This is a genomic window from Pseudomonas sp. Ost2 (genome assembly GCF_018326065.1).
In the GTDB taxonomy this organism is placed as follows: domain Bacteria; phylum Pseudomonadota; class Gammaproteobacteria; order Pseudomonadales; family Pseudomonadaceae; genus Aquipseudomonas; species Aquipseudomonas gingeri.
In genome coordinates this window covers 1,259,289-1,285,002 of sequence record NZ_AP021904.1, presented here as the reverse complement: position 1 = coordinate 1,285,002, position 25,714 = coordinate 1,259,289, and the positions used below count along the sequence as shown (strand labels likewise).

Below are 25,714 nucleotides of genomic sequence, written 5' to 3'. Positions count from 1 at the left end.
AGGTATGCCCCATGACCTTCAACACTACTCGTAAAAACACCGTCAAGACCCTGGCCATGGCCGCAGGCCTGAGCCTGCTCTCGCTACAGGTCTGGGCCGGCGGCGACGCCGCCCTGTACGGCCCGACCGCACCGAAGGGTTCGAGCTTCGTGCGCCTGTACAACGCCAGCAACCAGGAAGTCAGCGCCACCGTCGGCGCCACCGCCCTCAGCGATGTCGCACCCCTGGCCAGCAGCGATTTCAGCTTCATGCCCGGTGGCGACTACAGCGCCAAGGTCGGCAGCCAGAGCCTGCCGGTGAAACTCGCCGCCGACCACTATTACACCCTGGTCAACAACGCCAGCGGCCAGCCGCAACTGATCGAGGAACCGCCGTTCAAGAACAAGCAGAAGTCCCTGGTGCGGGTACAGAACCTGAGTGACAAGGCCCTGACCCTGAAGACCGCCGACGGCAAGACCGCCGTGGTCGAGTCCGTAGCCGCCAAGGGCCGCGGCGAGCGCGAGATCAACCCGGTGAAGGTCAGCTTCGCCCTCTACGAAGGCAACCAGAAGGTCAGCGACCTCAAGCCGGTGGCCCTGGAGCGCGGTGAAGCGGCGGTGCTCTACGTCACCGGCAGCGGCAGCAGCCTGTCGCCGGTCTGGGTCAAGCGCCCGGTGTCGACCCGCTGATGATTTTCCGAATGGCCCACGCCCCCTGTGGGAGCCGGCTTGCTGGCTGCCACAAGGAATCGCGTTGGCCATTCGGACACGGACAACAACAAGAGAGTGAAACGACCAACCGCAGTAGCTCTAACCCATACATTGCTTAAAGGAGTAACAACATGATTCCGGTAATCCTGTCAGGTGGTAGCGGCTCACGTCTTTGGCCGCTTTCGCGCAAGCAGTTTCCCAAGCAGTTCCTCGCCCTCACCGGCGAACAGACGCTGTTCCAGCAGACCCTCGAGCGCCTGGTGTTCGAAGGCATGGACACGCCTATCGTGGTCTGCAACAAGGACCATCGCTTCATCGTCAACGAACAGTTGAGCAACCGCCACCTCGAGGCCCAGCGCATCCTGATGGAACCGTTCGGCCGCAACACCGCGCCGGCTGTGGCCCTGACCGCGATGATGCTGATCAACGAAGGTCGCGACGAGTTGATGCTGGTGCTGCCCGCCGACCACGTGCTGGACGACCAGAAAGCCCTGCAACGCGCCCTGGCCCTGGCTACCGTGGCCGCCGAGCGTGGCGAGATGGTGCTGTTCGGCGTACCGGCGACCAAGCCGGAAACCGGTTATGGCTACATCAAGTCGAGCAACGATGCGCTGCTGCCCGAAGGCGTCAGCCGCGTCTCGCACTTCGTCGAGAAGCCCGATGAAAAACGCGCCATCGAGTTCGTCGAAGCCGGCGGTTACTTCTGGAACAGCGGCATGTTCCTGTTCCGCGCCAGCCGTTTCCTCGAAGAGCTGAAGAAACACGATCCGGATATCTACGACACCTGCCTGCTGACCCTCGAACGCAGCCACCAGGACGCCGATACCGTGACCCTGGACGAAGCCACCTTCGCCCAGTGCCCGGACAACTCCATCGACTACGCGGTGATGGAAAAGACCCAGCGCGCCTGCGTGGTACCGCTGAGCGCCGGCTGGAGCGATGTCGGTTGCTGGTCGTCGCTGTGGGACGTGCATGAAAAGGACGAGAACGGCAACGTCAGCAAGGGCGACGTGGTCATCCAGGACAGCCGCAACTGCATGATCCACGGCAACGGCAAGCTGGTGTCGGTGATCGGCCTGGAAAACATCGTGGTCGTGGAAACCAAGGACGCGATGATGATCGCCCACAAGGACAAGGTCCAGGGCGTGAAACAGATGGTCAACACCCTCAACGAACAGGGCCGCAGCGAGACCCAGAACCACTGCGAAGTCTACCGGCCATGGGGTTCCTATGACTCGGTGGACATGGGCGGCCGCTTCCAGGTCAAGCACATCTCGGTCAAGCCCGGCGCGTGCCTGTCGTTGCAGATGCACCACCACCGCGCCGAACACTGGATCGTGGTCAGCGGCACCGCCGAAGTGACCTGCGACGAGAACGTGTTCCTGCTCTGCGAGAACCAATCCACCTACATCCCGATCGCCTCGGTGCACCGCCTGCGCAACCCGGGCAAGATCCCCCTGGAGATTATCGAAGTGCAATCGGGCAGCTACCTGGGCGAAGACGATATCGAGCGTTTCGAAGATATCTACGGGCGTTCGACCCCGGTCGAGCGCGGCATCTCGGTGAAAACCATCGCCCAGTAAGCCCTGGCGTTCCACTCACCCCCGCCCTCGCTGGCTGCGTCCCCTATCCGCAGTCATTGGGGGCGGGGGTGTTTTTTTGCCGGCGATGCAAAACCCGCCCTCCCCGTCCCCGAAGTGAAGGGCACCACCTACACTGTTAGGATGATGCTTCCTGTCTTTTCGAGGCTGCTTTTCATGTTTATCGGCGTGCTGCTGATCATCACCTGGCTGGTCCTGCTGTTGCGCTACCCGGCCAAGGCCTTGCCGGTGTCCATGGCCGCATTGGCCGGGCTGGGACTGGTGGCCGCCTGGGTCGCCTGGATGGATACCCGCGAGGCCCGGCAACTGGCGCGCCTGGAAATGCGCATCAGCTATGCTCCCGAGCACTGCCCGGCCGACCGGCCGCTGCAATTGAAGATGAAAAACGACAACGACGTACCCCTGACCGACCTGCGCTGGCGCATCGCGGCCTATGCTCCGGGCGATACCGTCAACCTGGCGGAAAACAGCTATACCGCGCCGCGTTACCGCGGCCCCGGTGAACTCCAGGCCGCAGGTGCCTGGGAAGACTGCTTGCCGATGCCACCGCTGCGCCCCGGCTACCGTCCACAAACCCTGGAATTTCGTGCCGAACGCCTGCAAGGCAGTTTTTCCGGCTGACACCGAAGATAGCGGCTCATTGCCACCTGTCATTTCTGACAGGTTACAACCCAGTGCATTTGACGTTGAATACCCCCTGGAGGTGAAGCTACCGATCAGGGAGTCAGGATGAAAAGCAAGAACACAGTCACCGAAATCAAGACCCGGAGGGCTTTTCGTACGGCCCTGGGCAGCCTGGAGATTCCCCTGATCCGGCCCAAACCGTCGGTGGTTCTTGTCTACAGCCGCGGCTGCCCGCCCTGCGATCAACTCAAGCGACTGCTCGAGGCCCTGGCATCAGGCCCTTATCAGGAGCGGGTGGCGTTTTTCCAGCTCAGCTACCCGATCTTCAAGCTGCTGCAGCCCGGTATCGAGATCCAGTACGTACCCACCCTGTTCTTTCTCGACGGCCACGGTGCGCAGACCCGCATGCATGGCACCGACCGGATCAAGATCAAACAAGGACTCGATTCGCTCTTTTTTGTCACGGACAAGGTATTCTCGGAGGTCTTCGACTCCCAGGCCCAATAAGGATGTGCCATGCCCGTAGCCTTGATCACCGGATGTTCCAGCGGCATCGGCCGCGCGCTGGCAGATGCTTTCCGAAACGCGGGGTATGACGTCTGGGCCACGGCGCGCAAGCCCGTGGATGTCGCCGCCCTGGCCGCCGCCGGTTTCACCGCCGTGCAACTCGATGTCAACGATGGCCCGGCCCTGCAACAACTGGCCGAACGTATCGAGCGGCAGCACGCCGGCCTCGATGTGCTGATCAACAATGCCGGTTATGGCGCCATGGGACCGCTGCTCGATGGCGGTGTCGAGGCCATGCAGCGCCAGTTCGAAACCAATGTCTTCGCCATCGTCGGCGTGACCCGCGCGCTGCTCGCGGCGCTGCGTCGCAACAACGGCCTGGTGGTGAATATCGGCAGTGTCTCCGGTGTCCTGGTGACACCGTTCGCTGGCGCCTATTGCGCGTCCAAGGCGGCGGTCCATGCCTTGAGCGATGCCCTGCGCATGGAGCTGGCGCCCTTCGGCGTGCGCGTGATGGAAGTCCAGCCCGGCGCCATCGATACCCAGTTCGCCAGGAATGCCAGCCATGAGGCCGAGCAACTGATCGCCGAGACGTCGCCCTGGTGGCCGCTGCGCGAGGGCATTCGCGCCCGGGCCAATGCGTCGCAGAACAACCCGACCCCGGCGGCCAGCTTTGCCGCCGACTTGCTCAAGGCCGCGCAAAAACCACAGCCTCCGCGCCTGCTGCGCCTGGGCAACGGCTGCCGGGCGTTGCCGTTGCTGTCAGCCCTGCTGCCCAAGGGCCTGCTGGAAAAGGTGCTGATGAAGCGCTTTGGCCTGAACCACTCCCTGTAATGACCGCGCGCAAACCGTAGGAGCCGGCTTGCCGGCTCCCACAAGTGCCGTCGATCCGACCACCGCCGAGAAGCTTCTGGTGATCTTCACTCCCCCGCCGGCTTGACGATCACCGTGCAGGTAATCCCCGCCGCCAGCAGCACCCCGTCCGGCACCTCGTCGATATGAATCCGCACCGGCACCCGCTGGGCCAGGCGCACCCAGTTGAAGGTCGGGTTCACATCGGCGACCAGCTCGCGGCTTTGCGGGTTGTCACGGTCGTAGATGCCCCGCGAGATACTCTCCACATGGCCCTTGAGCACTTGCCCGCTCATCAACTGCATATCGGCCAGGTCACCGACCTGCACATGGGGCAGCTTGGTTTCCTCGAAGAAGCCGTAGACCCAGAACGAGTTCAGGTCGACCACCGCCATCTTCGCCTCGCCGATCCGCGCATAGTCGCCGCGGTGCACGTTGAGGTTGGTGACATAGCCGTCCACCGCCGCCCGCACCTGGGTCCGCGCCAGGTTCAACTGTGCCGCCTCCAGTTGCGCCTGGGCCTGCTGGTAGTCGGCCAGGGCGGCGTCGGCCAGGTTGCCGGCATCGTCACGGCTCTCCTTGGAGATCACCATGTTGTCCAGGTCGGCCCGGCGATGGGCGTTGACCTTGCGCATCTCCCAGGTGGCCTTGCGCGAGTCCACCAGCGATTGCGCCTGCTTGACCGCGATGCGGTAGTGCTCGGGATCGATCTGCATCAGCAGGTCGCCCTTGTTCACTCTCTGGTTGTCACGCACCGGCACGTCTACCACCTCACCAGTGACGTCCGCCGCGACATTGATGATGTCGGCGCGCACACGGCCGTCACGGGTCCACGGGCTTTCCATGTACTGCACCCACAGCAGCCGGCCGATCCAGATCGCAAGGGCCAGGACCAGCAAGGTGGCGATCAGGCTGAAGAGTTTTTTCATCAGGTCGTTCTCAACGGTAAACAGTGAGCGCCAGAGCGCCGAAAATGCAGCTGAACAGGCTCAGGCGCAGCAACGCCGGGTGCCAGAAGAAGCGGTACAGGTCATGGCTGGCGATAAAACGGTCGAGCGCCCAACCGACGCCGGCGGCGATCAGGAACAGCAGGGTCATGGCCGGCAGGTAGAGACCGTGGAACGCGATTTCACGAGGCATGGGAATTTCCTTGTGCGCCGCCCAGGGTCGCCAGCGGCGAGCGCGGGTCCAGCAGCGAGGTACGGATAAAGTGCAGGTAGCTCTGGACCCGGCGCAGCACCGAGGTATCGAAGTGCCGGGCAAAAGGTTCGTCGGTGGCCTGGACCCGGCTGATGGCGTGGTCCACCGCCAGCAAGGCGCGCTCCAGGTTGCTCGCGTTGGGCTGGATGAACAGGCGCATCAGCGAGCGGCCCATGACCCGGATCGACTGGCGCCATGGCTGCGCTTCGGCATAGGCCGGGTGCACCGGGAGGACCGCCTGTTCCTTGCGCAATTCGATGACCGCGTGGCCGACCTCCAGCACCACGAACATCCAGCGCAGCAGCTCGCTCTGCACCTTCGGCTGCCCCGCGGCGAAACCATAGGCCTGGTGCAACAGGTCACGGGTGCCGCTTTCAAAGGTCGAGCCCAGCCCCTTGAGTCTGCCGCTGATGGCGAACACCACCTGTTCGCGCAGGTCCTGCTCCAGGCGCCGCCACAGCCAGCGGCTGTTGGGCGGCAGGATGATTGCCCCTGCCGCCGCGCACACCAGCATGCCGATGACCATGCCGATATAGTCGTTGATAAAACCGTAGGGGTTGTAGATCGTCAGGTTGTCCGGGACCGAGCCGGTGCTGAAGAAGATCAGCAGGCCCACGCCGACACCCATCCACGCTGGGCGCGAAGCGAGGAAGGCACCGAACACGAATACCGGTGCCAGGACCATGCACAGCAGGGGGAAACCGTCGATGGCAGGAAAGATGAAGAACATCTCGACGAAGCCGATCAGCGCCCCGAGCAAGGTCCCGCAGGCCATCTGGAAGGCCATGCGCTTGGGGTTCGGGGTGGCCGCCGACAGGCCGACCGTGGCGGCGGCGATCAGGGTCATGGTCGCCCCGCTCGGCCAGGCGGTCGCCACCCAGTAGCTGCCGAGCACGATCAGGATAAAGGCGCCACGGATCCCCGAGGCTGCCGCCGCGAGCCAGTTGGTCTTCGGCACATAGGGCTCGTCCCACTGCTCGCGCTCATGACGATGATCGGCCAGGGAGGCATGGGTCAGCGCATAGCTGTGCAGTTCCTCGACAAAGCGGTAGAGCAGCTCGAAGGCGGTATGAAATTCCAGCTGCCCGGCCGCGTCCGGGTCGCCTTCCTCGAAGCGCGCCCGCAGGCTGCGCACCCGTTGCGGCAAGGCCAGCTTGTAGTCCGCCAGTTGCATGGCCAGCCGCCTGGCATCGGCATCGGTCAGCGCCCGCCCGGCAAAACCGTCGAGCAGTTCGGCAAGGCCCAGGAAGCCCGGTTCGATGGCCGCCAGCACCTGCAGCGGCCCGCGGCTGCGCAGGCGTTCAAGCAATTGATGCAGGGCATTGAAGCGGGTGGTCAGGGTCATGAACTCGCTGTTCAATCGGTTCAACCGCCCGTTGCGCCGACGCATGTGCGGGTCTTCGAACACGGTGACGCTGCGCAGGCCCTCAAGGCCCACGGCCTGGGCGATAAAGCCGATATTGGCGGTTTCGAAGGCCGCGCCGGCATGGGGCGCGCGCAGGCCACTGCCGACAAACCCGGCAAACGCGCCGAAGCGCTGGTAGAGCGCGTTGCGCATGGCCGCGCTGGCGCTCTGCGGGAGAATCGCCGCACTGACGAAGGTCGAGCAGACGATCCCCAGGGAGATTTCCAGCACCCGCCACACCGCCGCCATGAAGGCCCCTTCGGGGTGGGCCAGGGCGGGCAGGCCGACCATGGCGGCGGTGTAGCCCGCCAGCACGAAACCATAGGCGCGGAAGTTGCGATTGCGCGCCGCCCCCGCCGAACAGGCCCCGATCCAGATCGCCAGCGCGCCGAGAAACAGCTCAGTGTTCTGCGCGAACAGGGCGATCAGCAGCACCATCACCGCCGACCCGGCCAAGGTGCCCAAGAGCCGGTAGAAACTCTTGGCAAACACATGCCCGCTTTGCGGCTGCATGACGATAAACACCGTGATCATCGCGGTGCGCGGCTGGGGCAGTTCCAGGCGCATGGCCAGCCACAGGGTCAGGAAGGCGGCGGCCAGGGTCTTGAAGATATACACCCAGGTCACGCCGTCGCTGCGGGCCCAGTCAAAGAAGCCGCGACGCCATTCGAGGGAATACAGCCAGCGCACCGGGGCGGGCAAGGGAGTCATGACGCGGTTCTCAGTGATCGAAGGCGGCCAGCACCGCAGGAGGTTTGCCCGGCACGTCGCGCTCCGGCGCCGGTACATCGTTGCCCGCGCCCAACCCGCCGCCGAGGGCGGTGACCAGTTCGGCATGGGCGCTCAGGCGCGCGGCCTGGACCTGCTGCTCGACCTGCTGCTGATGGAACAGCAGGGTCTGGGCATTGAGCACATTGAGGTAGTCGGTCAAGCCGCGCTGGTAGGCGAGCATGGCGATGTCGTAGGTCTTCTGCGCCGCCGCCACCGACTCGGCGGCAAAGACCTGCTGCTTGTCCATCGACTCGCGGCGTATCAGGCGGTCGGAAATGCCCTTGAGGGCATTGATCAGCGTCTGGTTGTAGTGGGCGACCGCGATATCGTAGCCGGCGGTGGCTTCACCCAGTTCCGCGCGCAGGCGGCCACCGTCGAAGATCGGCAGGGAGATCGCCGGGCCGACGCTGTAGTTGAATTTCCGTGCGGCGAGGAATTCCAGCATGCCACCGCCCGTGGCCATGTAGCCGAGGCTGCCGACCAGGTCGACATTGGGGTAGAAGCCGGCGTGAGCCACATCGATACCACGGGCCTGGGCCGCCACCTGCCAGCGGCTGGCAACCACATCGGGACGCTGGCCCAGCAGTTCGACGGGCAACGCCGATGGCAGTTTCAGCGCGGTCCGCAGGGACAGCGCCGGACGCCGCAACCGCGCGCCCTCGCCCGGACCGAAACCGGCCAGGGCCGCCAGCTGGTTACGGCTCAGGGCGATCTCTTCGTCCAGGGCATCCAGTTGCCGATGGGTCTCGGGCAGCGGTGTCTGCGCCTGGCTGACTTCGAAGTGGGTGCCGAGTCCGCCGTTCAGGCGCCTCTGCGCCAGGTCGAGAATCTGTGTCTGCTGCCTGAGGGTCGCCTCGACGATATCGCGCTGGGCGTAGTGCAGCGACAGCTGGATATAGGCGCGCACGATATTGTCCTGCAACTCGAGCCGGGCCTGGCGCTCCTCGGCGACGCTCATGTGCGCCAGGTCCACGGCGCGTTCGCTGGCATTGCTGTCGCGACCCCAGAGATCGAGGGAATAACTCAGGCCCAGGCCCGCATTGTTGTCCCAGGTGTTCGAGTCGGCCAGTTCGCCGGGACCATAGAACTGATCGTTGGCCCATTGATGGCGCTTGAGGCTGGCATCCCCCTTGATCTGCAGCGACTCGGCCGACTCGGCGACCCCGGCCATGGCCCGGGCCTGGCGCACGCGCGCGGCGGCCATGGCCAGGCTCGGGCTGCCCTGCATGGCCTGGCTGATCCATTGGTCGAGTTGCGGGTCACCGTAGACCTGCCACCAGCGGGCGGTCGGCCAGTGCGCATCGCGGGCGGCGCTCTGGATCGCCTCGTCGGTGGCCAGGGTATTGGCGGCCAGGGTCTTGCCTTGTGGGGCAATACCTCCGGTTCCGATGCAGCCGCCGATTGCTAACGATAAGGCCCAAACACTGAGAGTCTTCAGCTCTCTGCTGATGCGACGCGGCACTGCTGCAAATTCCCGACATGGATGGAGAAGCTCTGGAGCGGCAATTCTAGGGGGCGCCCGAGGCGGCGATAAGCGGGGCTTCCTGCGAATGTTTGTTACCGTTCCCGAGATAATCCGTGTCCTGGCGACGGAGCTGGCAACGACCGGGAATCCGGGGCGCCGGAGGATGAGCGCAATGTGATATTGGCCGGCTGCAGGGGCGTGCGAGGCTTCGTCCTACACCGACCTGGCACCAGCCTGACAACAAGAACACAAGGCAGAGGCATCCGATGAACCTGTCTCTTGAACTGCAGAAACGCCGCGACCGCTTCAACCCGTCTCTCGTGCCCGTCCCTCCGGCGCCCCTGGACGCCTTGCAGGAATGCCTGGTGCAGCACCTCGGCATCGCCGTCGAACAGCGCGACGAACGCCTGCACTTCCACACCCTCGACGGCGATCCCTGCACGCTCGAGTATGCCGACGCCTACGTGGTGCGCCGCACCCTGCACGGGGTCGAGGCCATCGGCGTGCAACAGTGGCTGCGGCTGAACCTGAGCCTGTGCCGGCACTACATGAGTATCGACTGCCAGGGCCCGAGCCCGGTCATCAGCGGCCTGATCATCGAGGGGGCGTCCCAGGACCAGACCCTGCGCGGCCTGGCCAGCTTTTTCAATCTCTCGAACGCCGCCAAGCATACGGCCCACTGAACAGGACCTGCAGCCATGTCCGACGCCAGCCGCAACGACCTGATTAGCCAGCTACACAGGCTGATGCACGACAGCCAGGCCGACTACTTCCAGATCGCGCTGGATCACGACGACCGCAGGCTGTGGCTGGAATACGGCCAGCAGGGACTGCTGCTCATGCTCACGCCGCCGGTCGTCGATGCACCAGCTTCTGACTTCGTTATCCGGGCGCCCGGCGGCTCCATGGCTTTGCTGTTCGACACCTGGTTCCAGGAGCAGGCCGCCCAGGCCCTGTTCCTCAGGCTGCCGTTTCCCGACAGGACGGCCATCCTCGATACCTGCGAACTGTTCCTGCAACGTTGCCATGCGCCGCTGGCGCAGGAGTGATCGCCCATGAGTCCCCTTGATGCGCTACAGGCCCGCTCCACCTCATTGTTTCATCCGTCCGCCGGACAACCGAGCCTGATCAGCTACAAGGAAAAATACTCGATCTTCCATCATGCGCCCGACCTGCAAGCGGGCGACGCCTGCCTCGGCGACAACCTGCAAGGTATCGACGCCGCCAGGCAGCCGCAAGCCGCCGGCGAACACTTCGGAGGCGCCGTCGAGCGCATCATGCAGCGCCTGCAGGACAGTCTCCCGGCCACGCAACAACAGGGCCTCGGACCGCTGCAGAAACTTCACGCGCAAGCCCTGCCCGCCCTTCGCGCCAGCGACCTCGACAGCCTCGGCAAGCAGGAACTGCAGGCCCTCTATCGCTACTTCAAGGCCGCCCAGCACACCTTTGCCAGCCTGCCCGGCGCAGGCGAAAACCAACAGCAGCAACGCCTGTGCCGGGTGCTCAAGTGGCAATTTCGCGCGAGCTTGAGCGTGCACCTGAAGAACTCGCTGAACCAGGCCCTGGCCAAAAGCCGGGCGACGGTCGGCGAAGGCGGGTCCCAGGGCTGGGATGCGCGGGTCGGGATACAGCTCGGCACGGGGGCGCTGGGCGGCGCCAGCATCGGGCCGAATGTCGGGCTGTCGTCAAAGCTGGAGACCACGCAGACCCGCATCATCAAGGACACCACCAGCGTCGACAAGCGAGTGACAGGCCGCCTGCACCTGGCCAATGCCGTCTCGCTGGAACTGGGCCTGGGCTACGAAACGGTCCGCACTGAAAAGTACAGCAACCTGGACACCTACGTCCGGGCCAACAGCCTGTCCAAATGGGCCTGGTGGAATGGTTCCAAGCGCGACCTGCTGATGCAGGCAAAACCCTTGCTCAGCGCCTGCAACAACTATCAGCGCAATATCCGCCTGGCCTCCCTCAGCCAGGCGTGGCTTGGCGACGAACTGCGAAAAAGTGGAAACCCCTGCCCGCTGTTCAAGACCCACCAGCCCCTGCCCCAACCCTTCCAGATCGAATCCGGCCAGCGGGTCGCGGCCAGCGCGACGATGGCGTTCGATGGGTTGGGCGTGCTCCAGGTCCAGGCGCAGGCGAAGGCCGATGTGCTGAAAACCGAGAAAGCCCAGGCCCTGGATATCATCGGGCTCTACGAACTGAACCCGGTCACCGCCGAGCAGCGCCTGGAGGGCGTCGGGGAGTACGGCCCCGATGCGCGGCAGTTGATCCGCGCGATGCAGGCCCATGTCGTCGACAGCAGCCACCAGTTGACCCGCGCCGTGCTGGACGGCAAGAACGCCGAGCAATTGCGCGAGATCAGCCAGGACCTCGACCAGCGCTCCCGGCAACTGACCGAGCAGTACGTCCACCTCAAGATCGCCCGAACCATCGATGCCGACGCGGACGCCACTATTCGCCAATTGCTGGAGCAGCACCTGGCGCTGTTCCGGCCGGACACCCTGAAACGCTATACCGCCAGGGCCAACACCGAGACCCGGACCCTTTCCGTCGAACCGAAAGCGAAGCTGTCGTGGGGCGTGAGCCTCGACGCCGGGGTGAAGATCAGCCTGGCTTCCGTGAAGGAGGACGACCCGCACCTGTCCGGCACCTACCTGGATATCGTCGTGTCCGGCCAGTTCAACACCCTGGAAAGCGTGCAGAAACTGATCGCCGGCGGGCTCTCCAGCGCCGGGGTCGAAAACTTCGACAGCGCGCCGATCATTGCCCTGATCGGCGGCACGGTGCTCTATCAATCCCACGGGACCTCGGCCAGGTTCGCGCTGAAACTCAAGGACGGAGAACCGGCACTGTTGCTGACCCAGCGCTTCCTCACGCAAAAGGATGCCTTCAGCCAGGCCATCCCGACGCCCACGCCGATCACCCTGGAAGGCGCCACCGGCAGCCAGGTCAATACCCTGTTCGACGAGCAACTGGGCAGCCAGTCCCTGGACCTGCTGCTGCCGATTGCCCTGGGCAAGCTGGCCCCAGGCCAGGATACCGCCTGGTGGGACGGCTACGTCGACAAGCATGTGCAGGCCTTCGACTCCCTGCTGAACAACATCGCCGACCCGGGCAAAGGCACGCTGCTGCGTCGTGAACTGGCGACGATCAAGGTGCGGATTGCCCCCTCGGACGCGGTGGACACCTTGCTAAGCGCGGCACAAGCCGCTCGCGAGCGACCGGACGCCAGCACTTTGCCGGCGGCGCGGGAGGCCTTGAAAGCCATGTTGACCGCCTACATTGGCGGTTACTATGAGGCCAAGGTGAAGGAGGCCTGGCGCGTGACCTGAGACGTTGGCCGTAAAGACACCGTTCCTGGCCTGTGACAAGCTGACACCGCCCCGTTACTTCGTGTCACAATTTGTCATCGCCCCAGAGAACACCCCATGGACACTCTGCAAAACATGCGCGCCTTCAGTTGCGTGGCCGAAGCCGGGAGCTTCACTGCCGCCGCCGTGCAACTGGACACCACGACGGCCAATGTCTCGCGCGCGGTCTCCAACCTGGAAGCCCATCTGCAAACCCGCCTGCTCAACCGCACCACCCGCCGCATCGCCCTGACCGAGGCCGGCAAGCGTTATCTGCTGCGCTGCGAGCAGATCCTCGCCTACGTCGAGGAAGCGGAGGCCGAGGCCAGCGATGCCCATGCCCGGCCCGCCGGGCTGTTGAAAGTGCACACCATGACCGGGGTCGGCCAGCATTTCGTGATCGACGCCATCGCCCGTTATCGCAAGACCCATCCCGACGTGACCTTCGACCTGACCCTGGCCAACCGCGTGCCGGACCTGCTGGACGAGGGCTACGACGTGTCCATCGTGCTCGCCAAGGAGTTGCCGGATTCGGGTTTTGTCTCCCAGCGCCTGGGCATCACCTACAGCATCGTCTGTGCCTCGCCCGACTATGTGAAGGCCAACGGTTGCGCGCGCAAGCCCAGCGAACTGCTCAACCACGCCTGCCTGCGCCTGGTCAGCCCGGTGACCGCCCTGGACAACTGGATCTTCAACGGTCCTGATGGCCAGGAGGCGGTGACCCTGTCCAGCTCGCCGTTCCTGGTCAACTCGGCCGACGCGATGAAAGCGGCGATCACCAGCGGCATGGGCGTCGGCGTGTTGCCGGTGTACGCCGCCATCGAGGGCCTGCGCAACGGCAGCCTGGTGCGCATGATGCCCAACTACCGCTCCCAGGAACTGAACCTGTACGCGATCTACCCATCGCGCCAGTACCTGGACGCCAAGATCAAGACCTGGGTCGAGTACCTGCGCGGCTCCCTGCCGGAGATCCTCGCGGCCCACCAGGCCGAACTGGCGGCCTATGAAATGGGGCATGTGCGTCTCGCCACCTGAGATCATCGGCGCCCGCCCGCGCCTCATCGCTGGCAAGCCAGCTCCCACAAGGATCGCGCCGTGCACAAGATGCGCGCCTGACGCGGTGGTCATTTTGTGGGAGTGGGCTTGCCCACGAAGAGGCCCTTGAGCTCTGCACCGCCCGCCCGGACGCCTTCGCTGGCAAGCCAGCTCCCACAAGGATCGCGCCGTGCACAAGATGTGCACCTGGCGTGGTGGTTATTGTGGGAATGGGCTTGCCCACAAAGAGCCCCTTGAACCCTGCCCCCCTGCCCGGACGCCTTCGCTGGCAAGCCAGCTCCCACAAGGATTGCGCCGTGCACAAGATATGTGCCTGACGCGGTGGTCATTTTGTGGGAGTGGGCTTGCCCACGAAGAGGCCCTTGAACTCTGCACCGCCCGCCCGGACGCCTTCGCTGGCAAGCCAGCTCCCACAAGGATCGCGCCGTGCGCAAGATGTGCGCCTGACGCGGTACTCATTGTGGGAGTGGGCTTGCCCACGAAGGGGCCCTTGAACCCTGCACCGCCTGCCCGGACGCCTTCGCTGGCAAGCCAGCTCCCACAAGGATTGCGGCGTACACAAGATGTGCGCCTGACGCGGTACTCATTATGGGAGTGGGCTTGCCCACAAAGAGACCCTTGAGCCCTACACTGCCCGCCCGGACGCCTTCGCTGGCAAGCCAGCTCCCACAAGGATCGAGCCGTGCACAAGATGTGCGCCTGGCGCGGTGGTCATTGTGGGAGTGGGCTTGCCCACGAAGAGGCCCTTGAACCCTGCACTGCTTGCCCGGGCCTCTTCTCTGGCAAGCCAGCTCCCACAAGGATTGCGGCGTGCACAAGATGTGCGCCTGGCGTGGTGGTCATTGTGGGAGTGGGCTTGCCCACGAAGAGGCCCTTGAACCCTGCACTGCTTGCCCGGACCTCTTCTCTGGCAAGCCAGCTCCCACAAGGATTTTGCGCATGACGATGGCCTGTGTCGAAACGCCGACCTGTGGGAGCCGGCTTGCTGGCGATGGCGAAAGCAGAATCCACCGCACAACTCCGGCGAAAAATGATAGCGTGCTTGGCATTCCCGCCGTTCGATGAGCTTTGCGATGAAAAAAACCGTACTCGCCTTCAGCCGCGTCACCCCTGCCATGGTCGAGCGCCTGCGCCAGGATTTCGAGGTGATTGTCCCGGATCCCAAGCTCGGTGATCTCAATGCCCAGTTCGACGAAGCCCTGCCCCACGCCCACGGGCTGATCGGCGTCGGCCGCAAACTGGGGCGTGCCCAGCTGGAACATGCGGGCAAGCTCGAAGTGGTCTCCAGTGTTTCGGTCGGCTACGACAACTACGACGTGAGCTACCTCAGCGAGCGCGGAATCATGCTCACCAATACTCCCGACGTGCTGACCGAAAGCACCGCCGACGTGGCCTTCACGCTCATCATGAGCAGCGCACGCCGGGCCGCCGAACTGGATGCCTGGACCAAGGCCGGCCAGTGGAAAGCCACGGTCGGGCCGGAGCTGTTCGGCACCGATGTCTACGGCAAGACCCTGGGCATCGTCGGCCTGGGCAATATCGGCGCGGCCGTGGCCCGCCGTGGCCGCCTCGGCTTCGACATGCCGATCCTGTACAGCGGCAACAGCCGCAAGCCGGAGCTGGAACAGCAGCTCGGCGCGCAGTTCCGCAGCCTCGACGCGCTGCTGGCCGAAGCCGATTTCGTGGTACTGGTGGTGCCCTTGAGCGACAAGACCCGCCACTTGATCAGCCAGCGCGAACTGGGCCTGATGAAGCCGGGAGCGATCCTGGTGAACATCTCCCGGGGCCCGGTGGTGGACGAACCGGCGCTGATCCAGGCGCTGCAGAACGGCACGATCCGCGGCGCCGGGCTGGACGTCTACGAAAAGGAGCCGCTGGCCGAGTCGCCGCTGTTCCAGTTGAAGAACGCGGTGACCCTGCCGCATATCGGTTCGGCCACCCACGAGACCCGCGAGGCCATGGCCAACCGGGCCCTGGCCAACCTGCGCAGCGCCCTGCTCGGCGAGCGCCCCCGCGACCTGGTCAACCCCCAGGTCTGGAACAGCCGGGCATCCGGCTGACCGCCGCTGGCGCCGGCCGCAACGGTGTGCCCGGCTTGCGGAATACCAGCACGTTGCCGAGCATCACCGCCACCAGGCCGCACAGGGCCGGCGCGCTCCAGTGGTAGCCCTCGGCATAGGCCGAGACATTCAACGCCACCAGCGGAAACAACACCGTGCAATAAGCCGCGCGTTCCGGCCCCATGCGCCCGACCAGGGTCAGGTAGGCGGTGAAACCGATCACCGACCCCGGAATCACCAGGTACAACAGCGAACCGATATACCGCGTGTTCCACTCCATCTCGAAGGGAATGCCCTGGACCAGGCAGTAACCGGCCAGCATCGTCGCGCCGTAGAGCATGCCCCAGGCGTTGGTAGTCAAGGGTTTCAATCCGGCCTTCTGTTGCAGGCTCGACAGCAGGTTGCCGGCCGAGAAGAACAGCGTACCCAACAAGGCCAGCCCCAGGCCGAGCACCGTGTGCGGGCCGGCGGTGTGCCCGGACAGCTCCGGCCAGAACAGCAGGCCAAGGCCGAGCAGGCCGAGGCCACCGCCCATCAGCACATTGCGGGCAATCTTCTGCCTGAAGAACACCCGAGCGTTCAGGGCGTTCCACAGGGTCGCCGTGGAAAACACCACCGCCACCAGGCCACTGGGAATCCACTGGCTGGCCGTGAGGAAGCACATGAAGTTCAGGCAGAACAGGCACAGGCCCTGGGCCAGGCAGATCAGGTGGCCACGGCGGTTCATCGGCTGCAGGCGCCGGCTGAGCAGCAGCAGGACGAACAGCACCAGTGCCGCCAGGCCGAAGCGATAGACGATGGACACCGGGATCGCCACCACGCCCAGTTGCAGTTTCAGGGCGATCCAGGTGGTGCCCCAGATCAACACGGTCAGCAGGTACAGAAACAGGTTCATCAGGTGCGTACTCCCAGGGACGACCTCCAGTGTCGCCCCCTGCCCCGCCGCGCGCTTGCAGAAACTTGCGCTTTTGTCGGCCCGTGGGCTGGCAGCCGGACGCCGACGGAGTAGGATGCGAGACGTTGGAGAACCGATCATGGCCGCACTCGATACCCTGCAAGTCTTTCAAGCCCTCAACCGCTCGCCCAACTCCCGCCTGGAGCACAGCGCCGAGTTCGGTGACGGCATGTCGGCGGCCCTGTGGAGCAACCATCACGACGCCCAGGACTACGAGGCGCCGAGCCATCACACCCTGTCCTGCTACATCGCCGGCGGCACCGGGACCTTTCGCCGTGACCGTCCCGACAACAAGGGCGGTCCGAACAGGCTCTGCATCCTGCCCGCCGAGCATCAGTCCGGCTGGGTGATCAATGGCAGCCTGCGACTGGCCCATGTCTATATCAGCCAGGAACAGTTCGCCCTGGAGTGCGTCACGCTGCTGGATCGCGAACCGCGGACGGTGCACTTGCAGGAGGCGACATTTCTCGAGGATGCGCGGCAGGTCCGGCGCTTTCACCAGTTGCTGCAACTGAACTGGGACGAACCCGGCGAGCGCCTGCTGGGCAGCAGCCTGGCCCATGAAATGCTCAGCCATACGCTGCTCAACCAGGTTGGCCTGCGCCAGGGCCTGCGGCTCAAGGGTGGCCTGGCGGCACACCAGCGGCGCCTGTTGACAGACTATATCGACAGCCGGCTGGACCAGCCGTTGAGCCTCGGCCAACTGGCAGGCCTGTGCAGCCTGTCGGAATATCACTTTGCGCGGATGTTCCGCAGCAGCTTCGGCCTGCCGCCGCACCAGTATCTCCTGGCGCGACGACTGAGCCGGGCCCGCGAACTGCTGCGCGCGACCCGCCAGCCCCTGGGCGACATCGCCCTGGCCTGCGGTTTTGCCAGCGCCAGCCATTTCAGCAACCGCTTCCGCCAGGTCCTCGGTGCAACGCCTGGCGATTACCGGCAGGCGTTTACCCGCTGACGTGGCGGCTGAGCCGCGACAACTCAGGTATCAGGTTGCTGCTTGACGTCTTTCGACTCGCTCGACGAAGCGTCGACTTTCTGCGCCTGGGCCGTCAGGGTCTTCTGCTCGGCCTGTTCGCGATTGGCCTGCTGGCTGAGCTGGAAGTTCTGCCAGCGCTCGATCACGCGATCGGAACCGCCCTCGGCCAACGCGGCAAAAGAACTGACGGACAATAACCCGGCAATAAACAACGTAGACAGTTTCATGAGTTTGAACTCCAAGCAAATAAAAGGGAGTGCCGTCTGGGCGGCCTGATAATTCAGAAGTACTGTCGGACAATTATATTAAGTCGCCGTTAACGGCTACATGAATGACTGATTACATTATTTTCAGAATTGAATGCCGGACGACCACCGGCCTGAGGCGCCGTAGAGCCGGGGACAGGCGATCTGCAGGCAAGCCTGCATTGAAGGAGGGGAGGATATTGCAGCAGAAACAACCAGAAACTTTAAATTAAACTATTTTTATCAACACATAACGCTGCGTTAATAATAACGACAACTTTCACACCCGAAGCATTTTCAACTTGTTAGTTGCAGGGCCTGCTCTCATGTCGGACATGAGAACAGGCCACGAGATTACTTCTTGGCGACGTCGGCAGGGGGCGAGACGGCCTTGGGCTTGATCAGGCTGAAATCGATCAGGGCCTTCTGCGCGCGGGCATAGGGGTCGCCGATCAGCAAGGGACGAACCTTGAACTGATCGTTGACCACGCTCTTGCTCAGGTCCTGCTCGTCGAACGTCAGGCCGGCCAGGTCGGTCCAGGTGTGGATCAGGTTGGAACTGCTGTAGGGCCGGTTCAGGTCCGAAGCGAAGTTCCAGTCATGGGTTTCGCGCCATTTCGGCGACGCCCAGGCGATAAACGGAATGGTGTACATCGGCGCGGTCGGCTTGGCTTCGTTACGCCCCAGGGTGGCATGCCCGGCGGAGTCGAAGACATCTTCGCCATGGTCCGACAGGTACAGCAGGAAGCCGTTGGGGTCGGTCTTGGCGTAGTCCTGGATCAGGCTCGATACCACGAAGTCGTTGTACAGCACGGCATTATCGTAGCTGTTGTAGGTCGGAACCTGGTCATCGGTCAGGCCTGGCGGGACACCGGTGCGATCGGCGAATTTCTCGAAGGTCGGCGGATAACGGTACTGGTAGCTCATGTGCGTGCCCAGCAGGTGGATCACGATCAGCTTGCGCGGCGCGCTGTCCGCCAGGGCCTTGTTGAACGGCTCCAGCACGTCGCCGTCATACTGGCGGGCGTTCTGGTTGCGGTTGTTGTTGAGGTACACCTGCTCGTCGGCCTGCTCGGAAAAGGTCGTGAGCATGGTGTTGCGCTTGGTCATGGTCTGCTGGTTGGTGATCCACCAGGTCTTGTAGCCGGCCTGTTTCATCACGCTGACCAGCGAGGGCGTCTTCAGGTACAGGTCCGGGTTTTCCTCGTCGGCGAACGTCAGGACCTGCTGCAGGGCTTCGATGGTGTAGGGCCGGGGCGTGACGACATTGTCGAAGATCGCCAGCTGTTCCTTGAGCTTGTCCAGGTTCGGCGTGGTTTCCCGCGGGTAGCCGTAGAGGCTCATGCGCTGGCGGTTGGTCGACTCGCCGATGACCAGCACCAGGGTAGCCGGCAGGCCGGCCTGGCTGTCCTTGAGGTTATGCAGCGGCGGGATCTTGCTGACGTTGTCGAGCATGCCCTGCATATTGTCCAGCTGTTCGCGATAGCGACGGTAGGCCACCAGCATCTGCCAGGGCACTGCCGGCTCGATGCGGGTTTCGAAGCGTTCCAGGCCATCGGCCAGGGTCGCGCTGCGGTTGATCTGGGTGAACAGCGGATAGCCGATCACCGCCACCAGGATCGTCGTCGCCGCGACCAGGGCCTGACCGCGTGGCAGGTGGACCGGGCGCAGGCGGGTCCACAGGAAAATCGCAAAGGCAGTGTGGGCGATGAACGCCAGCACGATCCACCAGGCAAAGTACTGGGTCATGTACTCGCCGGCTTCAGCGATGTTCGATTCGAACATGATGAAGATAACGCTTTGCGAGAATTCCTGCTGGTAGATGAAGAAGTAGCCCAGGCTCGCCATGGAGCAGGCCCACAGCACCAGGCCGATCACGGCGCTGAGCAGGCGGGTCTTCCTTGGGAACAGCAGCATCGGCGCCAGCCAGATGGCGCTCATGAAGAAGGCCTGGCGGAACCCGGTGAAGCCGGAAGTGCCGGTCAGCTGGATCAGCAGTTGGGTAATACCCGAGAAGTACCAGAAGAACAGGAACAGCCAGCCGAATCCGGCCCAATCAAAACCTTTCGCAGACTTGGGGCTGCGTTTGAACATCGCCATAGAACACTCCAGCCAGTCGCTACCTGAATCGTGGCGCCGAAAAAAAAGCGCCCACGACAAACGGCCGCACGAATTACGCACGGCTAAACCGGTTGGAGTATCGGTAGATGAATGTGAAAAGTTCGTGAGTCGGGAGCATTCGCTCCCGGCCGTGACGCACAAGGCACAGCACCAGGCACGCCGGTGACTGGCGTCAGTCGGTCATTGGCCCAGCTGTGGCACCGGGGCTTGAGCGGTCAGGGCCTGCGTGCGCAGGGCTTCGCGCAACTGGGCGACCTGTTGTTGCAGGGCTTCGCGTTCGTCTTTCAACTGCCGCAGTTCATCACGGCGGATCGTGACATACAGGGTTTGGGGAGGACGTACTGCGGATACCGTACCCATTGCTCACCTCGCGAAGGGTCTGTTGCGGTGGAGCCGGCAACGCTGGGTCGCAGCGGTGCGGCTCATTCACAGTAATTTTGGGTTCTTTTTCCGCGCTTGGGAACTTTTTTATTTTTTGTTGTCGTTGTGTCCCGCAGACGCCGTCGAGCGTAAGGCACCTCGACGGCGCCCTCAGTCGGTCTTGTCGGCCAGGGACTCGACGATCGAGTCCTCCACGGCCTTGATCTGCCGGCCCCCCACCCCATAGTTGTTGGTCAGCATGGCGAACACCAGCAACCGTCCGTCGCGATTGGTGACGTAGCCGGCCAGCGACGACACGCTGCGCATGCTGCCGGTCTTGGCATGCAGGTTGTTGGCCGCCGCCGTCCCGCGCAGGCGCTTGCGCAGAGTACCGCCGGTCATCCGGTCGGGATTGCCGGCCACCGGCAACGCCGCGTACCAGGACTGGAACCAGGGCTGGGTGCGCGCCGTCAGCAGCAGCTCGCTGAGGGTCCGCGCGGAAACCTGGTTGCGCCGCGACAAACCGGAGCCGTCGACCTGCAGCAATCCCGCTGGCGCTATGCCATGTCGCAGCAGAAAGCCATTCACCGCCGCCGCGCCCGCCACCGCGGTGCCGGCATTGGCGGTCTTGCGGCCCATGGACTTGAGCAGGATTTCCGCCATGTTGTTGTTCGACAACTTCAGCAGCGGCGCCATCAGGTCCGCCAGTACCGGCGACTGGTGCTCCACCAGCGGCCGGGCCATGGTCGGCGTGGCCATCCCCAGCACGCTGGCGCCTTCGACCACGATGCCTTCGCGGACCAGGGCGCTGCGGAACAGGTCGGCGACCAGGCCGGTGGGCTCCCAGACAGTGACCTGGGCGACGCGCTGGGCCCCCTTGGGCAATGCCCCGTCGATGCGCAACAGATTGCCGCCGTGGCCGCGACTGACCACCAGCGGACCGCCGCGCCCGGTGGTGGCCCGGTTGACCAGCGTCATGTAGCGATTATCGGGCGTGAAGCTGACACGCGGCGGTTGACGCACGCCCGCGGAACTCACGTTGACCAGGATCGAGCCGACGTCGAAGTCGTCATTGGGCGATACGCTGAGCGCGGAAATCTGCGCGGAAAAATACTGCTGCTCATCCGCGCTGTCCCAATCGAGCCCGAGCCGCTCACGGTCGAAGGCGGTGTCATCGAGGATCAGCCGGCCGCGAACGCGGGTAATGCCCTTGCGCGCCAGTCCGGCCGCCAGGGCCTGGTAGTCTTCCTGGCGCATCGTCGGATCGCCCGTGCCACGCAGGTAGAGATCGCCGACCAGCAACCCGCCCTGCTGCGTTCCGGTGGTCAACAGGGTGGTGGAAAAGCGGAAGTTGGCGCCGAGTACTTCCATTGCCGCCGCCGTGGTCACCAGCTTCAGGCTGGAGGCCGGGACCAGCCGGGTTTGCGCGTTGAATTCACAGACCAGTTTGCCGCCATCCGCCTCGCGCACCACCAGCGAGGTCGTCGCGCCCTGCATGGCCGCGCCGCGCAGTCGGCTGTCGAGGCTGGCGCAAAAGTTCGAGCGGGGCAGCGGCAGGGGCAGTTGCGCCGCTTGCAGGATAACCGTCCCTCCCGGTTCTGGTGCTGTCGGCGCTTTCGGCGCCTTGCTGGAGCAGGCCCCCAGCAGTACCAGCAAGGCCGCCGCGACCCCCTTGCCCATGGAACCTTGTAGCCAATTCATCTTCTGCCTCAATTTCAACCGACACACAGAAGAGCCGCACGGAAAGGCGCGGCCCCATCACTCAGGAGGCACGTAAGGACAAGGCACTTATCGAGTCAACGCGGAGAATTATGCGGTAACACCGTCCCGGGAATCCATGCGCGATTGACCGGGATTCCAGGGACAGGGTTTTATCTCAGGGCGCCAGCGTGGTGACGGAGAAGGTATCGGCGTGGAAAATCGGATCGGCCTTGGGCTCGCCCCTGGCGCCGGCCGGCAGGGTGAAATCCATGGCGGGCAGGTAGACCTTCCGGCTCCGCGGATCGAAGGCCATGTTATAGGCCATCGGCAAGGTGCTGACAGCGCCGGTCAGCCGGTAACGATCGGCGTCCACCTGCTCGACCAGCGTCAGGCTGGCATCGACGCCACTGGGCACCAGCAAGCGCCGGCTGTCGCTGTCGTAGGCCAGGGCGTTGACGTCCCGGCTGATCGGCAGGCTGGCCTTGAGCGCACCGCTTTCCAGGTCGACGACCACCAGCCGCGGCTGCTCTCCCCGGCATGCCACGAACAGGCGCTGGCGCGCGGTATCCTCGGCCAGTGCGCTGGGCCTGGCACAGCCCTCGAACTGCCAGCTGTCGAGCACCTCGAACGTACTCGCCGACAACCGCGCCACCTTGCCTTCATCACGCATCGGCAGGAAGAAACTGCCATCGCCCTTGACCAGCAACGGGTCGATCTTCTTCACGTCCAGCTCGTGGGCGGCAGTGATCCTTTCCTGCTGCGGATCGAAGACGAACAGCGTCGAGCGATCGGCGCGGCGCCCGCTGACGATGATCACCTGGCCGGTTACAGGCTCGTACACCGCGCTGTTGAGATTGCTCCGGGCCACCGGGATACGTTTCAACACCTTGAGGCTGGACAGCTCGACCACGCCGAGGCTGCCATCGGTATTGAGCACGAACACCCGGTCCAGGCCCGGCACGAACACCACGCCGTTGGCGCCGGCCGAGTCCTCGAGGGTCTTGACCAGGCGCTGTTGCGCCACGTCGAAGACACTCAGGCCGTTCTCGCGCCGGGCGAGAAACAGATACGGCCGCGTCGGCTCCAGCGCGACAAAGCCCCAGCTGTCGCCACTGCCGGGCAACGTCACCTGGTGCTCGCGGTGATACAGGCGGGCGTCCTGAGGCGCGGCCAGGGCCGCGGCGCTCAGGCCCAGGGCGAAAATCACACTGACCAGGCACTTCATCAGAACTCCAGGGTGCTGGACAGCGACACCTGCCGCGAATCGCCCATGGAGACGAATACCCGGCTGACCGCCGAGGTGTAGTAGGTCTTGTCGAACAGGTTCTTCACGTTGAGCTGGAACTTGACCTTCTGCCCTTCGACCTTGGTGTCGTAGGTGGCGAAGGCATCCGCCACGGTGTAGCCCGGCAGTTCGAAGGTGTTGGCCGCATCGCCCGCGCGCTCGCCGACATAGCGGGCGCCGGCGCCGACCCGCAGCTGGTCGCCGCCCACGATCGTGCCGAAGTCATAGACCGCCGACAGCGAGCCGCTGTTCTTCGCCACGTTCTGCAGGTCGTTGCCCTGGAAGTTGGCGTCCTTGGTCACCTCGGCATCGGTGTAGGCATAGCTGCCGATCAGGCTCCAGCGATCGCTCAACTGACCGCTGACATCCATTTCCAGGCCTCGGGAACGCACTTCGCCGGCAACGCTGTACTGGTTGGTCAGGCCTTCGGCGACGGTCACCAGGACATTGCGCTTGTGGATATCGAAGAGTGCCGCGGTGGCGGTCACCCGACCGGGGATATCCAGCTTGGCGCCCAGTTCCCAGGACTTGGATTCTTCCGGATCGATCGAGCCGTCGAGGACCAGGCGCTGGGTGCCGGTGGTCACGAGCGGGGCGATGGTCGAGTTGGGCTTGAAGGACTCGGTGTAGCTGCCATAGAACGACAGTTCGTCGGTGTAGCGGTACACCAGACCATAACGCGGCGAGAACTTCTGGCCGTTGGTGTCGGTGTTGACCTGGAACGGCCGGCCCTTGCCGGCATATTCGTCGAATGTCTCGAAGCGCCCACCGGCCACCAGGATCCACTGGTCGTTGAGGTGGATCGAGTCCTGCAGGAACACCGCGTCGCTACGCAGCAGGTCGGTCTGGGCGCTGTCCTTGGGGCTGACGGTGGAACCTTCGACTTCACGGCCATACACCGGATCGAGGTAATTGAAAGGCCCGCGCTGGGCCTGGCGGATCAGATCGGCGCGGTAGATCTTGCGGTACTCGTCATCCAGGCCGAACACCAGGTCATGCTGCATGCCGGCGACCTGGACCTTGCCTTCGAGGCTGGCGGTGGTGAAGCGGTCGGTGGTCAACGCGCCCTGGGTACCGTCCATGCTGCGGGTCAGGGTGCCATTGGGGTTGACCGAAACGGTGCGGACCTGGCTCGCATCGTAGGTCTCGCGGTTCCAGCTGTAGCCGAAGTGGGCTTTCCAGTTGTCGTTCAGGTCGTGATCGGCCTCGAAGTGATAGAGGTCGGAGCGGCCTTCCATATTGTTGAACGGCTCGTCCAGTCGGCGACCGGCGGGAATATCCAGCGGGTGGTTGGTCTTCGGGTCGATGGCCGTGCCACGGTCGAACGGTGTGAGGAACTCACGGTGTTCATAGGCGAACAGCAGCTTGGTGCTCTCGCCGAACCAGGCCAGGGACGGCGCGATCAGGGTTTCGCGATGGGTGCCGAAGTCGCGCCAGTAGTCCTCGTCCTCGTGGTCGACGATCATCCGGTAGGCCAGGTTGCTGTCGCCGATGGCACCGGTGCTGTCGAGGCTGCCGCCGCTGCCGTTCTTGCCGTTGCCGTAGCTCGAGCCACGGATCGTCACGGCATTGTACTGTTCCAGCTGGGGTTTCTTGCTGACCAGGTTGACCACCCCGCCCGGGTCCTGGATGCCGTAAAGCAGCGAGGCCGGACCCTTGAGCACTTCGACCCGCTCGGTGGTGGCGTTCAACGCGCGGCCCTGCACCAGCGGCATGCTGTCCTGCATGATCGAGCCGTTGCGGTTGTCGCCGAAGCCGCGAATCATCACCGCGTCCTGGGTGCTGCCGAGGGTGTTGGCCTGGGTGATGCCGCTGATGTTCTTCAGCGCGTCATCCAGGTTGCGTGGGGTCTGGTCGCGCACGACCTGGGCCGGGACCACGTTGATGGTCTGCGGGATTTCCTGCAGCGAGGCGCTGGAACGGGCGATCGAGGTGACCTGCGGCGGCTGGTAGCTGGTGCCGCCGCCGTCCACCGGGCGACTGCCGCTGATGGTGGTGGCACCGAGGCTCAGCGCCCCCTGGGTCGGCAACGGCTCCAGGGCCAGGGTGTGGTCGTCGGTACGACGGAAGGTGAAGCCGGAGTTGCCCAGCAGGCGTTGCATGGCCTGCTCGGCACTCATCTGTCCGCTGACGGCGGGCGCCTGCAGGCCGTAGGGGGCTTCATCGGTGTAGACCACGCTCAGGCCGGTCACCCGGCTGAAGTCGTTCAGGGCCTGGGGCAAGGGCTTGGCGGCAATCGAAAAGTTGAAGACGGCGCTGTGTTGCGTGCTCGCGTCAGCGGCCTGGGCCACGCTCGACGGCAACAGGGCAAGCCCCGAAACCGCCAGCGCCGATGCGCCGAGCCACTGTTTGACCGAACTGCCTGCCACCGATTTTGCCCTGGACTTCATGCTGGAGACCCGTGTGTAGATAAGCCATTAATGCGAATGCATCGCACTTTCACCCACTACACGGATGACGCCGGGGTTTACCTCACCTCTTTTTTGAA

General features: G+C 64.2%; 22 protein-coding genes. 11 read left to right on the top strand and 11 right to left on the bottom strand.

Annotated elements, in window-relative coordinates; genetic code table 11:
• The first annotated feature begins 11 nt into the window (after positions 1-11).
• The 5 genes from KI243_RS05645 (at position 12) to KI243_RS05625 (ending at position 4,255) form a co-directional block, all read left to right on the top strand.
• Complete coding sequence (locus tag KI243_RS05645) at positions 12-668, top strand: alginate O-acetyltransferase AlgF (protein ID WP_017124123.1); 657 nt, start codon at positions 12-14, stop codon at positions 666-668.
• Between the two features lie 152 nt (positions 669-820).
• A complete protein-coding gene (locus KI243_RS05640; RefSeq protein ID WP_017124124.1) occupies positions 821-2,272 on the top strand; it encodes a mannose-1-phosphate guanylyltransferase/mannose-6-phosphate isomerase in 1,452 nt (483 codons plus the stop codon).
• Between the two features lie 174 nt (positions 2,273-2,446).
• Complete coding sequence (locus KI243_RS05635; protein ID WP_017124125.1) at positions 2,447-2,911, top strand: hypothetical protein; 465 nt, start codon at positions 2,447-2,449, stop codon at positions 2,909-2,911.
• Positions 2,912-3,019: 108 nt separating this feature from the next.
• The gene (locus tag KI243_RS05630; protein WP_177085593.1) at positions 3,020-3,421 is read left to right on the top strand and encodes a thioredoxin domain-containing protein; all 402 of its coding nucleotides are present in this window, start codon (positions 3,020-3,022) and stop codon (positions 3,419-3,421) included.
• 9 nt (positions 3,422-3,430) lie between these two features.
• Positions 3,431-4,255 (top strand): SDR family oxidoreductase, encoded by an 825-nt coding sequence (locus KI243_RS05625; RefSeq protein ID WP_177085591.1) that lies wholly within the window; start codon positions 3,431-3,433, stop codon positions 4,253-4,255.
• Between the two features lie 86 nt (positions 4,256-4,341).
• Here the strand turns inward: KI243_RS05625 and KI243_RS05620 are convergent, their stop codons facing one another.
• The 4 genes from KI243_RS05620 to KI243_RS05605 are packed head-to-tail and all read right to left on the bottom strand — an operon-like array spanning position 4,342 to position 9,111.
• Positions 4,342-5,202, bottom strand: a complete 861-nt coding sequence (locus tag KI243_RS05620; RefSeq protein ID WP_177119658.1) for an HlyD family secretion protein — start codon at positions 5,200-5,202, stop codon at positions 4,342-4,344.
• 10 nt (positions 5,203-5,212) lie between these two features.
• Complete coding sequence (locus tag KI243_RS05615; RefSeq protein ID WP_017124129.1) at positions 5,213-5,413, bottom strand: DUF1656 domain-containing protein; 201 nt, start codon at positions 5,411-5,413, stop codon at positions 5,213-5,215.
• Positions 5,403-7,589, bottom strand: a complete 2,187-nt coding sequence (locus KI243_RS05610; RefSeq protein ID WP_212810595.1) for an FUSC family protein — start codon at positions 7,587-7,589, stop codon at positions 5,403-5,405. The genes KI243_RS05615 and KI243_RS05610 overlap by 11 nt, the downstream gene beginning before the upstream one ends.
• 10 nt (positions 7,590-7,599) lie before the next feature.
• Positions 7,600-9,111 carry an efflux transporter outer membrane subunit gene (locus KI243_RS05605; RefSeq protein ID WP_178989955.1) on the bottom strand — a complete coding sequence of 504 codons (1,512 nt, stop codon included), beginning with the start codon at positions 9,109-9,111 and terminating at the stop codon, positions 7,600-7,602.
• 269 nt (positions 9,112-9,380) lie between these two features.
• Between KI243_RS05605 and KI243_RS05600 the strand changes: the two genes are divergently transcribed.
• From KI243_RS05600 to KI243_RS05580, 5 genes are all read left to right on the top strand, one after another.
• Positions 9,381-9,797, top strand: a complete 417-nt coding sequence (locus tag KI243_RS05600; RefSeq protein ID WP_177085583.1) for a hypothetical protein — start codon at positions 9,381-9,383, stop codon at positions 9,795-9,797.
• Positions 9,798-9,812: 15 nt separating this feature from the next.
• A complete protein-coding gene (locus KI243_RS05595) occupies positions 9,813-10,163 on the top strand; it encodes a hypothetical protein (RefSeq protein ID WP_212810594.1) in 351 nt (116 codons plus the stop codon).
• Positions 10,164-10,169: 6 nt separating this feature from the next.
• Entirely contained in the window at positions 10,170-12,449 is a 2,280-nt protein-coding gene (locus KI243_RS05590; protein ID WP_212810593.1) for a hypothetical protein, read from the top strand.
• A 96-nt stretch (positions 12,450-12,545) separates the two neighbouring features.
• Positions 12,546-13,502, top strand: coding sequence for a LysR family transcriptional regulator (locus KI243_RS05585; protein ID WP_177085577.1), 957 nt, complete (start codon positions 12,546-12,548; stop codon positions 13,500-13,502).
• Positions 13,503-14,596: 1,094 nt separating this feature from the next.
• Positions 14,597-15,583 (top strand): D-glycerate dehydrogenase, encoded by a 987-nt coding sequence (locus tag KI243_RS05580; RefSeq protein ID WP_177108635.1) that lies wholly within the window; start codon positions 14,597-14,599, stop codon positions 15,581-15,583.
• On the opposite strand, the gene KI243_RS05575 is transcribed toward KI243_RS05580, so the two are convergent.
• Positions 15,546-16,478: a DMT family transporter gene (locus KI243_RS05575; RefSeq protein ID WP_177085573.1), complete on the bottom strand. Its 933-nt coding sequence runs from the start codon at positions 16,476-16,478 to the stop codon at positions 15,546-15,548. The two genes, KI243_RS05580 and KI243_RS05575, sit on opposite strands and share 38 nt — an antisense overlap.
• Positions 16,479-16,617: 139 nt before the next feature.
• Here KI243_RS05575 and KI243_RS05570 point away from each other — a divergent pair, with 139 nt between their 5' ends.
• On the top strand, positions 16,618-17,493 hold the full coding sequence (locus KI243_RS05570) for an AraC family transcriptional regulator (protein WP_212810592.1): 876 nt from the start codon (positions 16,618-16,620) through the stop codon (positions 17,491-17,493).
• 23 nt (positions 17,494-17,516) lie between these two features.
• Here KI243_RS05570 and KI243_RS05565 read toward each other — a convergent pair whose 3' ends face one another.
• From KI243_RS05565 to KI243_RS05540, 6 genes are all read right to left on the bottom strand, one after another.
• The gene (locus KI243_RS05565) at positions 17,517-17,741 is read right to left on the bottom strand and encodes a co-regulatory protein PtrA N-terminal domain-containing protein (RefSeq protein WP_177085571.1); all 225 of its coding nucleotides are present in this window, start codon (positions 17,739-17,741) and stop codon (positions 17,517-17,519) included.
• Positions 17,742-18,113: 372 nt separating this feature from the next.
• Positions 18,114-19,859: a phosphoethanolamine transferase CptA gene (locus KI243_RS05560; RefSeq protein ID WP_177108633.1), complete on the bottom strand. Its 1,746-nt coding sequence runs from the start codon at positions 19,857-19,859 to the stop codon at positions 18,114-18,116.
• Between the two features lie 201 nt (positions 19,860-20,060).
• Positions 20,061-20,240 (bottom strand): DUF6026 family protein, encoded by a 180-nt coding sequence (locus tag KI243_RS05555; RefSeq protein ID WP_177108632.1) that lies wholly within the window; start codon positions 20,238-20,240, stop codon positions 20,061-20,063.
• A gap of 171 nt (positions 20,241-20,411) precedes the next feature.
• Positions 20,412-21,941 carry a D-alanyl-D-alanine carboxypeptidase/D-alanyl-D-alanine-endopeptidase gene (gene dacB, locus KI243_RS05550; RefSeq protein WP_177108631.1) on the bottom strand — a complete coding sequence of 510 codons (1,530 nt, stop codon included), beginning with the start codon at positions 21,939-21,941 and terminating at the stop codon, positions 20,412-20,414.
• Between the two features lie 175 nt (positions 21,942-22,116).
• The gene (locus tag KI243_RS05545) at positions 22,117-23,166 is read right to left on the bottom strand and encodes a hypothetical protein (protein ID WP_177119648.1); all 1,050 of its coding nucleotides are present in this window, start codon (positions 23,164-23,166) and stop codon (positions 22,117-22,119) included.
• Positions 23,166-25,616, bottom strand: a complete 2,451-nt coding sequence (locus tag KI243_RS05540) for a TonB-dependent receptor (protein WP_212810591.1) — start codon at positions 25,614-25,616, stop codon at positions 23,166-23,168. The genes KI243_RS05545 and KI243_RS05540 overlap by 1 nt, the downstream gene beginning before the upstream one ends.
• Positions 25,617-25,714 lie beyond the last annotated feature (98 nt).

What these genes read in the sequence shown, in the direction of transcription:
- KI243_RS05645 (WP_017124123.1), top strand. Translation starts at nt 12, where the DNA reads ATGACCTTCAACACTACTCGTAAAAACACCGTCAAGACCCTGGCCATG.
- KI243_RS05625 (WP_177085591.1), top strand. Translation starts at nt 3,431, where the DNA reads ATGCCCGTAGCCTTGATCACCGGATGTTCCAGCGGCATCGGCCGCGCG.
- KI243_RS05610 (WP_212810595.1), bottom strand. Translation starts at nt 7,589, where the DNA reads ATGACTCCCTTGCCCGCCCCGGTGCGCTGGCTGTATTCCCTCGAATGG.
- KI243_RS05595 (WP_212810594.1), top strand. Translation starts at nt 9,813, where the DNA reads ATGTCCGACGCCAGCCGCAACGACCTGATTAGCCAGCTACACAGGCTG.
- KI243_RS05615 (WP_017124129.1), bottom strand. Translation starts at nt 5,413, where the DNA reads ATGCCTCGTGAAATCGCGTTCCACGGTCTCTACCTGCCGGCCATGACC.
- KI243_RS05590 (WP_212810593.1), top strand. Translation starts at nt 10,170, where the DNA reads ATGAGTCCCCTTGATGCGCTACAGGCCCGCTCCACCTCATTGTTTCAT.
- KI243_RS05540 (WP_212810591.1), bottom strand. Translation starts at nt 25,616, where the DNA reads ATGAAGTCCAGGGCAAAATCGGTGGCAGGCAGTTCGGTCAAACAGTGG.
- KI243_RS05560 (WP_177108633.1), bottom strand. Translation starts at nt 19,859, where the DNA reads ATGGCGATGTTCAAACGCAGCCCCAAGTCTGCGAAAGGTTTTGATTGG.
- KI243_RS05555 (WP_177108632.1), bottom strand. Translation starts at nt 20,240, where the DNA reads ATGGGTACGGTATCCGCAGTACGTCCTCCCCAAACCCTGTATGTCACG.
- KI243_RS05545 (WP_177119648.1), bottom strand. Translation starts at nt 23,166, where the DNA reads ATGAAGTGCCTGGTCAGTGTGATTTTCGCCCTGGGCCTGAGCGCCGCG.
- KI243_RS05635 (WP_017124125.1), top strand. Translation starts at nt 2,447, where the DNA reads ATGTTTATCGGCGTGCTGCTGATCATCACCTGGCTGGTCCTGCTGTTG.
- KI243_RS05565 (WP_177085571.1), bottom strand. Translation starts at nt 17,741, where the DNA reads ATGAAACTGTCTACGTTGTTTATTGCCGGGTTATTGTCCGTCAGTTCT.
- KI243_RS05580 (WP_177108635.1), top strand. Translation starts at nt 14,597, where the DNA reads ATGAAAAAAACCGTACTCGCCTTCAGCCGCGTCACCCCTGCCATGGTC.
- dacB (WP_177108631.1), bottom strand. Translation starts at nt 21,941, where the DNA reads ATGAATTGGCTACAAGGTTCCATGGGCAAGGGGGTCGCGGCGGCCTTG.
- KI243_RS05570 (WP_212810592.1), top strand. Translation starts at nt 16,618, where the DNA reads ATGGCCGCACTCGATACCCTGCAAGTCTTTCAAGCCCTCAACCGCTCG.
- KI243_RS05640 (WP_017124124.1), top strand. Translation starts at nt 821, where the DNA reads ATGATTCCGGTAATCCTGTCAGGTGGTAGCGGCTCACGTCTTTGGCCG.
- KI243_RS05575 (WP_177085573.1), bottom strand. Translation starts at nt 16,478, where the DNA reads ATGAACCTGTTTCTGTACCTGCTGACCGTGTTGATCTGGGGCACCACC.
- KI243_RS05630 (WP_177085593.1), top strand. Translation starts at nt 3,020, where the DNA reads ATGAAAAGCAAGAACACAGTCACCGAAATCAAGACCCGGAGGGCTTTT.
- KI243_RS05620 (WP_177119658.1), bottom strand. Translation starts at nt 5,202, where the DNA reads ATGAAAAAACTCTTCAGCCTGATCGCCACCTTGCTGGTCCTGGCCCTT.
- KI243_RS05585 (WP_177085577.1), top strand. Translation starts at nt 12,546, where the DNA reads ATGGACACTCTGCAAAACATGCGCGCCTTCAGTTGCGTGGCCGAAGCC.
- KI243_RS05600 (WP_177085583.1), top strand. Translation starts at nt 9,381, where the DNA reads ATGAACCTGTCTCTTGAACTGCAGAAACGCCGCGACCGCTTCAACCCG.